An 8,961-nucleotide genomic window follows, 5' to 3' on the forward strand; every position below is an offset into this window, starting at 1 on the left:
ACACGAAGATGGACAGTACGGTCCGATACCTCGGTGTCGAACTCGAGGATGCCTTGGCCATCGCTGAAGCCATTGAAATCTAGTGCAGTTGGGTCGCCTACGCGGGCGGCCCAAACTGGTCATTCATCGCCTCTGGCCACGCTGCGGTGCAGCTTCAACGAACCGGCCATTCGCTTAATCTGCGAGATCGACGAGTTGTCCGACGTCTGCCTTGCGGGCAAAGTGAGCAGCGAAGTGACGCACATGATCCGCAAAGGTCAGCTTACGCCCGGAATCTGTCCGTTTCGCCAAGTTGCGGCATTGGCGGCACAAGCAGAGGGTTCGGTACCAACTCTTCGTTCAGTAAGAAACTTTGCAATAGATCCTAGGACACTGGGTAACGAAGATCGAAGAACACTGCGAGTAGTATCACGTCCCTTGGGAAATGAGCGCCTTTGAATGAAATTGTTACTGTCTGCCTCGATCAAAGTCCGAAACGCCATTAACACCAAGACTTCCTGGCCAAAAGTTCGCGACAAAGCCCTCATCATTTCCGCATTGACAAACCATTGTGAAACAGATGCACTTTGCTCGGGTCCGCATTCAATTTGACAGCTTTCCCACGTCGGTTTCGTTCAACGCCAGGAAACTTGGCGACGATATTCTCAGCCCCCGGCCTGCTGGCAAAATACAGCAAGGTCACTTCACCCAGGGCTTCGACAAAATCGACAGTGCCGTCCAGAAACCCAGCGGCGGCGTCGGCAACGAAATCCTCAGGTCGTACGCCGATATTGACCTGCAAACCCATTTGTTCGGGCGTGGTCGAAATGGATGAAACGGCTTTTCCGCCCGCATCAAGTGTGACCTCTGTCAAATCCCCGGTTTTGGAAATATTGCCAGACAGCAGATTCATAGAGGGCGATCCGATGAACTGCGCCACAAACTCGTTATCCGGCGTTTCGTACAGTTCCAGTGGCGTACCAACCTGCGCGATGCCTTTGTTGGCAAGAACGACGATCCGGCTGGCCAGCGTCATCGCCTCAACCTGATCGTGGGTCACGTAGATCATTGTGCTTTCGGGCATCGCCTCTTTCAGGCGCGCAATCTCGATCCGGGTTGCAACGCGCAGCGCAGCATCGAGGTTCGAAAGCGGTTCGTCGAACAAATAGACCTTGGGGTCTCGCACGATGGCGCGCCCGATAGCGACGCGCTGGCGTTGCCCTCCGGACAGAGCCTTGGGCAGACGATCCAAGAGCGGATCCAGTTGAAGGGTCTGGGCCGCGCGTTCAACGGCGGCATCGATCTCGGCAGCAGGCATCTTGGCGATCTTCAGTGCAAATGCCATGTTCTCGCGCACGGTCAAATGTGGGTAGAGCGCATAGGACTGAAACACCATGGCAATGCCCCTTTGGGCGGGCGGCACATCATTCATGACCTGCCCTTCGATCTCCAAGGTGCCGCCGGTGATCTTTTCCAGCCCGGCAATCATTCGCAACAAGGTTGATTTTCCGCAACCCGATGGACCGACAAAGACGATCAACTCGCCCTTTGCGATATCCAGATCGATATGTTTCAGAACATCGACCGGACCATAGGATTTCGCGACATCCGTAAGTTTGAGTTCTGACATGGTTTACCCCTTAACCTTAGCCATCAGACAAAACTGTGCGGGGTGCAGCGTAACGCTTCCTGCACCGTCGCTACCGCCGAGTTCCCGCCCGATGACCCGCCAATCACCCAAGGGCAAGTCGACCCGCTGAGCTTCCGTTCCAAGGTTGAAAGCACAAAACACCGCTTCAGACGCATCCTCACGCTGGAAAGTCAGCACAGGTCCAACCTGTTTCATGTTGGACTGTGCACCCGTAGTTAGTGCTGGGTGGACGCGGCGCAAGGCGATTGCGCGGCGATAATGGTGCAGCATCGATTGGTCGTTCGCCTCGAGCCGGTCAACGGCTCTTTCCGTTTGGGCCATACTAACAGGCAACCACGGCTCACCGGTGCTAAAGCCTGAATGTTCGTCCTGCGTCGCCCAAACCATTGGCGTGCGACATCCGTCGCGACCCTTGAACTCGGGCCAGAACTCGATGCCATAGGGGTCTTGCAGTTTCTCGAACGGAACATCTGCCTCGAGCAAGCCCAGTTCCTCTCCCTGATACAAACAGGCAGAGCCGCGCAGACACATCATCAGAACCGCGTGCTGGCGAATGGCCGCATCGTTTAGGTCCCAGCGCGAGGCATGACGTTCAACATCATGGTTCGAGAACGCCCAGCATGGCCATGCGTCGCCTGCCTTTTCCTCGAGCTGATCAAAGACCTGCTTTGCATAAGGCGCGGTCAACGCACGCTTTTCCAGAAACTCGAAGGCATAGCACATATGCATTCGTTGATCGCCCGAGGTGTACTGACCAATGATTTCCAGCCCGCGCTGTGCATCACCGACTTCACCCAAACAGGCACGGCCTTCATATTCGTCGGTCAGCGCGCGCAACCTTTCGAGGAAGGCGATATTCTCGGGCTGACTTTTGGAATAAAGGTGATCCTGGTGGTTATAGGGGTTCACCGCAGGCGCAATTGATGCATTACGTTCTTCGACCGGAAGGGCCGGATTGTCCCGCAAATGTTTGTCGTGGAAATAAAAGTTGATCGTGTCCAGGCGAAAACCATCCACGCCCATGTCCAGCCAGAACCGAGCCACATCCAGCAGTGCGTTTTGCACTTCGTTACAGTGAAAGTTCAGGTCTGGCTGCGAACTCAGAAAGTTATGCAGAAAATATTGCAGGCGACGAGGCTCCCACTGCCACGCTGAACCGCCAAAGATAGACAACCAGTTATTGGGCGGTGTGCCGTCCGGTTTAGGGTCGGCCCAAACATACCAGTCGGATTTCGGGTTGTCCCAATCGGCGCGGCTCTCACCGAACCAAGGGTGCTGATCAGATGTGTGTGACAGCACCAAATCGATCATCACTTTCAGACCCTTGTCATGGGCCTGATCGAGTAACTCGCGGAAATCTTCCAACGAGCCGAACATAGGATCCACATCGCGATAATCGCTGACGTCGTAGCCGAAATCCTTCATCGGAGATTTGAAGAAGGGCGAGATCCAGATCGCATCGACCCCCAGATCCGCAATGTAATCCAGACGTTGGGTGATCCCTTTCAAGTCACCGATCCCATCACCATTGCTGTCCTGAAAGCTGCGCGGATAGATCTGATAGATCACGCCACCGCGCCACCACTCTGACTTTGCTTTGGTTGATTTGGAAAGTTCTACAGTGTTCTGCACGTTCATCAGACGCCTCTATTTGACGGATCCGGCCAGCAGGCCACGGACCAGGTATTTTTGCATTGCGAAGAAAACAATCAGTGGAACAATGATCGAAACAAACGCAGCGGTGGCGAGGATTTCCCAGTTGCCCCCTCTTGTACCCAGCAGTTCGACAATTCGATTGGTCATGACGGTGGTTTGACCTGATGCATCAATCAGGAAGACTTTGGCCACCAGAAGGTCGTTCCAGGTCCACAGGAACTGCAGGATTGCGAAAGACGCGAGCGCCGGGAAGCTGAGTGGAAGGATCAGTTTCGTAAAGATCTGGAACTCAGACGCCCCGTCGACCCGCGCGTTCTCGATCAAATCACGTGGCAGTCCGGCCATGTAGCTGCGAAGAAGGTAAATCGCCAGCGGCATTCCAAAGCCTGTGTGGGCCATCCAGACACCCAGATACCCTTTGCCGATCCCAATATTAAGATGGAATTTCAGCAAGGGGATCAGTGCGAGCTGAAGCGGAACAACCAAAAGCCCGACAATAGCTGCGATCAGCAACACGCGGCCCGGGAACTCCATCCACGCCAACGCATAAGCGGCGAACGCCGCAACCAGGATAGGGATGATCGTGGCAGGAATGGTCACTGTGAGAGTATTAAAGAACGCCCGACCCATACTGTCGGTGCTGTTCTCGGCCAAGAGAACCTTGTGGTAATTGTCCAACGTGAACTCGGGTGGAAGTTCTGCACTAACGAAAACACGCGGGCCGCGGCTGCCAGTAAACTCCTCTTCACTTTCCGCTTTGTAGTTCCCGTTTGCATCGACCGTGATAGTCCCGCCACGACGCAATTCCGCTGTCTGACCGGGTTCAAACGCATCCACCGCGCGGGAGCTGATACCCCACCTTGAGATCCTAGCCTTCTGCCCTTTGTCGAACAGGTTCCCTTCAATCACATACATCCCGTTTTCCAGAATTTGCGTATCGGGCACGGCCGTGCGTAGCGTCAGGTTTTGTTCGGACGGATACAGGGATTTCCACCAGCCACTGGTCGCGATCTGGTCAGCCGTGCGAAAGGATGAGACCAACAATCCCAGTGTCGGTATTACCCAAAGCACCACGAGAAAGAGGACCGAGGCCTGGACGATCCATCTAAGGGCGGGTTTGGTTCCTGCAATATCGCTCATCCCCTACTCCATTTCCCGGCGTGCGTTGCGGATGTTCCAGACCAAGATCGGCGTCACCAGCAACATGATCACCATGGCCGATGCCGAACCCACGCCCCAATCATTGGCGCGGAACATCTTGTCGTACATGTAGTTGGCCAGAACCTGTGTCTCCCATTGGCCATTGGTCATCGCGAAAACGATGTCGAAGACCTTCAGGACGAGAATGGTGATGGTTGTCCAAACAACCAGAATTGTGTTCCAGATTTGAGGCACCTTGATTTTGAAGAATATCTGGAAGGGATTGGCCCCATCCAAAACCGCCGCCTCGACGGTTTCTTCGGGGATGCCGCGTAAAGCGGCAGACAGTATCACCATGGCAAAGCCTGTCTGAATCCAGATCAGGATCCCCATGAGGAAGAAATTGTTCCAGAACGGAATGGTTAGCCAGGTTTGCGGCTCGGCCCCGCCAAAGAACAGATAAAGCGCATTCAGAATCCCGATCTGGTCTTGCTCGGCCGGACGCGCATCGTAGATCAGTTTCCAGATGACCGAAGCCCCGACGAAAGAGATTGCCATCGGCATGAAAATCAGGGCTTTTGCGATGTTACCCCAGCGGATCCGATCAGTTAGCTGAGCTGCCAACAGACCAAATGCAGTCGACATTGCAGGGACCACGATCAGCCAGAACATATTGTTGCGCATGGCTTCCCAGAATTTCGGTTCTGCCACCATCTGGATGTAGTTATCGAGACCAACCCACTTATACCCACCGCCGGCCACGCGATCCGTGAGCGACAGGCGCAACGTTTCAACTACCGGATAGGCCAGATACAAGCCAATCGCTACAAGCGCCGGAAGCAAAAACAGCCAAGGCCGGATCATATTCGCGCGGTTGATGTTGCGGCCGGCATTCGGCCCGCGCGCAGGGAACAGAACCTTGTCCAGAAACTGGTTGGACAGAAAGAAATAGCCCACACAACCCGACACGCCTATGGCGATGGTCAGCAGGCCCTGAATTGCCGGATGCATCACGCTCTCCGTTGCGAAGGGGAAAACGGGCGGCCTGTCGCGCAGACCGCCCGGGTTTTAACGCGCTTAGTCCAGCGCATCCCAGGAAGATTGGATCTCGTCAGCAACTTCCTGAGCGGGCTTTCCACCAGCATAGTCAACCATACCGGTCCAAAAAGTACCGGCCCCTACGCCGCCCGGCATCAGGTCCGAGCCGTCAAACCGGAACGTTGTCGCACCCAGAAGAATGTCGTTCATCTTCTTGAGTGTCGGATCCGAGAACACCGACGTATCAACACCTTTATGCGGAGTCAGGAAGCCGGTCAGGGCCATCCATGTCTCGTGTGCTTCGGGGGTCTGCAGATAGGCGATCAGATCATGTGCAGCCGGGCTGTCATTGGTGATTGCCCATAGCGTGCCGGCGCCAAGAACCGGGCTACCCAGATCCTTGCTTTCATATGCGGGGAAGTAGAAGAAATCAGCATCTTCACCGACAACCGTGCCTTCAGGAAAGAATGCCGGGATGAACGACGCCTGACGGTGCATGTAACATTGTGGTGGCGAACTGAACATGCCCTTTGGACTGTCACGGAAATCGGTCGTTGCGACCGTACCTGCCCCGCCCGCAACATAGTGATCATTGCGTGCAAACGCGCCGAACTCTTCGATGGCAGCGACCACTTTCGGGTCATTGAACTTCATTTCATTGGACACCCAGGCGTCATAGTCCTCGGGCGATTGAGTGCGCAGCATCATGTCTTCGACCCAATCGGTGGCTGGCCAACCGGTCGCACCACCTGAACCCAAACCGATGCACCACGGCGTCTCTCCGTCTGCGACGATCTGATCGGTCAAAGCCTTCAGTTCCTCCATCGTGGTCGGAACTTCGTAACCGGCATCCTCGAAATTCTCAGGCACGTACCAAACAAGGGATTTCACATCTACCTTGTAAAAAAGCCCATAAAGGTGATCCTGCCCTTCGGGCCCCGGAAAAGTGCCCAGATCTACCCAGGATTGTCCGGCTGCGTAATTGTCACGAACCCAATCAGCGGTGCCATCGCCCAACGGTGTCAGAAAACCCGACTTGGCCATATCCGCCGCCAGACCAGGCTGCGGGAAAACGGCTATACTCGGCGCCGAGCCTGCCTCTGCATCAATCCTGATCTGCTGCTCGAAACTATCTGAACCAACATACGCGTAGTCGTGGCCTGTCGCGGCTGCAAAGCCATCCAGAACCGCTTCGACGTTTTCCTGGTCCGGGCCCAGCCATGGCCCGAACACGGTAACCTTATCAGCCTGAGCTGTTCCCGCCATCAGGGCGAATGTGGCCACACCTGCATAAAGCGCGTGTTTCATGAAATCTCCTCCCAGTAATATCTGCGCATTGCAAGATTTTCAAAGCGCTTTGGATGTTGCACTTTATCTGCTGGCAATCAGATTCTGTCAACATATCGTTTTCTACCCCTCAATTATTGCCGCTATTGACCTCATTGCCAAAACGGGTTGACGGAAGCAAAAAATCACAACAAAACAAGTGAGCATCCATTTGAAGGCGCTTTGAACATATGAACCTAAAGCAGCTCTCTGAGATTCTCGGTCTTTCGCAGACAACGGTCAGTCGCGCGCTGAACGGCTATCCAGAGGTGAACGAGGCGACTCGTGTGCGCGTGCAGGCCGCTGCAGACAAGCATGGCTATCGGCCAAACAGTCGCGCCAAAGGTCTGGCGACTGGCAAGTCCATGGTGATCGGGCACGTCATCCCCAGTTCGTCCCAGCACGAGATGGTGAACCCGATCTTCGGCGACTTTGTCGCCGGCGCTGCGCGGACATACTCTGCGAACGGCTACGACATGATGTTCACCACCGCGGATGACACTTCGATCGAAGGGGCCTATCGCAGCTTGTTTCAGCGCGGGGCCGTGGATGGCGTCGTTTTGCAAGGCCCCAAGGTCAACGAGCGTCGCATCGATCTGCTAAACCGGATGGCGGTACCATTTATCGTACACGGTCGTTCGACCGGGATAGATGCAGAGTATGACTGGATCGATGTGAACAACAAAAGCTCCTTTCGGCGCGCAACACAGTTCCTGATCGACTTGGGTCACCGCCGGATTGCCCTGATTAACGGGCTTGAGGATATGGATTTCGCACAGCGCCGTCGTGCCGGATACCTACAAGCGCTGGAACAGGCGGACTTGATCCCGGACCCACAATTAATGCGCAGCGCCGAAATGACCGAGGTCTACGGCCATCATGAAACCCGCGATATGCTGCAACTGGACGATCCACCAACCGCCATTCTGGCATCCTCGATGATTTCAGCGATTGGTGTGAGGCGGGCGCTGGACGAGGCAGGGCTGCGAATTGGCCGGGATGTCTCGGTCATCGCGCATGATGATGACCTTTCTTATCTCAAAAACGGACAGGATGTGCCCATCTTTACAGCAACGCGGTCCTCAGTGCGGCATGCAGGAGAGCTGGCCGCCGAGATGTTGATTGAGAGGATCAAATCGCCTGACGATCCGGTCAAGACCAGATTGCTTGAGGCGGAACTGGTTGTTGGCAAATCAACCGGCCCAGCACCCAACAGGATCTGACAATGAAACATACGCGCAGCGATTTCCCCAATGACTTCCATTTCGGAGTCGCCACCTCTGCTTACCAGATCGAAGGCCATGCCCAAGGCGGCGCCGGTTCGACACATTGGGATACGTTTGCAGCGACACCCGGAAATGTAGTGCGGGGAGAAAACGGCGATCTGGCCTGTGATCACCTGAACCGGTTTGAACAGGATCTTGATCTTGTGCGCGACGCGGGATTCGATTGCTATCGCTTCTCAACCAGCTGGGCGCGTGTGATGCCCGAGGGGCGCGGACCTGTTAATCAGGCGGGATTGGATTTTTATGATCGCCTGACCGACGCGCTTTTGGAGCGTGGCATCCGTCCGTGCGCGACACTGTATCACTGGGAACTGCCGTCGCCCCTGGCCGACTTGGGCGGTTGGCGCAACCGGGATATTGCCGGTTGGTTTTCCGATTTCACTGAGGTCATCATGGGACGGATTGGCGACCGCATGTACAGCGTCGCCCCCATCAATGAACCGTGGTGTGTCAGTTGGTTGAGCCATTTCGAAGGGCACCACGCTCCCGGGCTGCGCGATATTCGAGCCACGGCGCGCGCTATGCATCACGTTCTGCTGGCCCATGGTCAGGCCATTCAGACGATGCGTGGGTTGGGCATGTCTAACCTGGGCGGCGTATTCAATCTGGAATGGGCCGAACCCGCCGATGACAGCGCCGAGGCACAACAGGCCGCCGCTCTGTATGACGGAATATACAACCGGTTCTTTCTGGGCGGCGTGTTCAACAAGGCCTATCCCGAGAATGTTCTGGAGGGGCTGGAGCCCCACCTTCCGTCGGGCTGGCAAGATGATTTCGATAGCATCGGAGCACCCGTAGACTGGTGCGGACTGAACTACTACACCCGTAAACTTATCGCGCCCGCAGAAACAGCGTGGCCAAGTCTCGCTGAGGTTCCCGGCCCTC

General features: G+C 55.5%; 7 protein-coding genes and 2 pseudogenes. 3 read left to right on the forward strand and 6 right to left on the reverse strand.

Annotation, left to right across the window (positions count from 1 at the left end; translation table 11 throughout):
- A pseudogene (locus ACR0AP_RS20525) lies at positions 1–83 on the forward strand (integrase); the annotation flags it as partial.
- Positions 84–367: 284 nt separating this feature from the next.
- On the opposite strand, the pseudogene ACR0AP_RS20530 reads toward ACR0AP_RS20525, so the two are convergent.
- The 6 genes and pseudogenes from ACR0AP_RS20530 to ACR0AP_RS20555 form a co-directional block, all read right to left on the reverse strand.
- Positions 368–445 (reverse strand): annotated as a pseudogene (locus ACR0AP_RS20530) (IS6 family transposase); the annotation flags it as partial.
- Positions 446–526: 81 nt separating this feature from the next.
- Positions 527–1,609, reverse strand: coding sequence for an ABC transporter ATP-binding protein (locus ACR0AP_RS20535; RefSeq protein ID WP_480509102.1), 1,083 nt, complete (start codon positions 1,607–1,609; stop codon positions 527–529).
- A gap of 3 nt (positions 1,610–1,612) precedes the next feature.
- Entirely contained in the window at positions 1,613–3,268 is a 1,656-nt protein-coding gene (locus ACR0AP_RS20540; RefSeq protein ID WP_480495820.1) for an alpha-amylase family glycosyl hydrolase, read from the reverse strand.
- Positions 3,269–3,277: 9 nt separating this feature from the next.
- Entirely contained in the window at positions 3,278–4,426 is a 1,149-nt protein-coding gene (locus tag ACR0AP_RS20545; RefSeq protein WP_480509104.1) for a carbohydrate ABC transporter permease, read from the reverse strand.
- A 3-nt stretch (positions 4,427–4,429) separates the two neighbouring features.
- Complete coding sequence (locus ACR0AP_RS20550) at positions 4,430–5,437, reverse strand: carbohydrate ABC transporter permease (protein WP_480509106.1); 1,008 nt, start codon at positions 5,435–5,437, stop codon at positions 4,430–4,432.
- 66 nt (positions 5,438–5,503) lie between these two features.
- On the reverse strand, positions 5,504–6,772 hold the full coding sequence (locus ACR0AP_RS20555; protein ID WP_480509108.1) for an ABC transporter substrate-binding protein: 1,269 nt from the start codon (positions 6,770–6,772) through the stop codon (positions 5,504–5,506).
- A gap of 209 nt (positions 6,773–6,981) precedes the next feature.
- On the opposite strand from ACR0AP_RS20555, the gene ACR0AP_RS20560 reads away from it, so the two are divergent.
- Together ACR0AP_RS20560 and ACR0AP_RS20565 are read left to right on the forward strand one after the other, a co-directional pair.
- Positions 6,982–8,013 (forward strand): LacI family DNA-binding transcriptional regulator, encoded by a 1,032-nt coding sequence (locus ACR0AP_RS20560; protein ID WP_480495814.1) that lies wholly within the window; start codon positions 6,982–6,984, stop codon positions 8,011–8,013.
- Between the two features lie 2 nt (positions 8,014–8,015).
- A partial coding sequence (locus ACR0AP_RS20565) for a family 1 glycosylhydrolase (protein WP_480509110.1) occupies positions 8,016–8,961 on the forward strand: 946 nt, incomplete at its 3' end.

It is taken from the genome of Ruegeria sp. AF7, assembly GCF_056541885.1.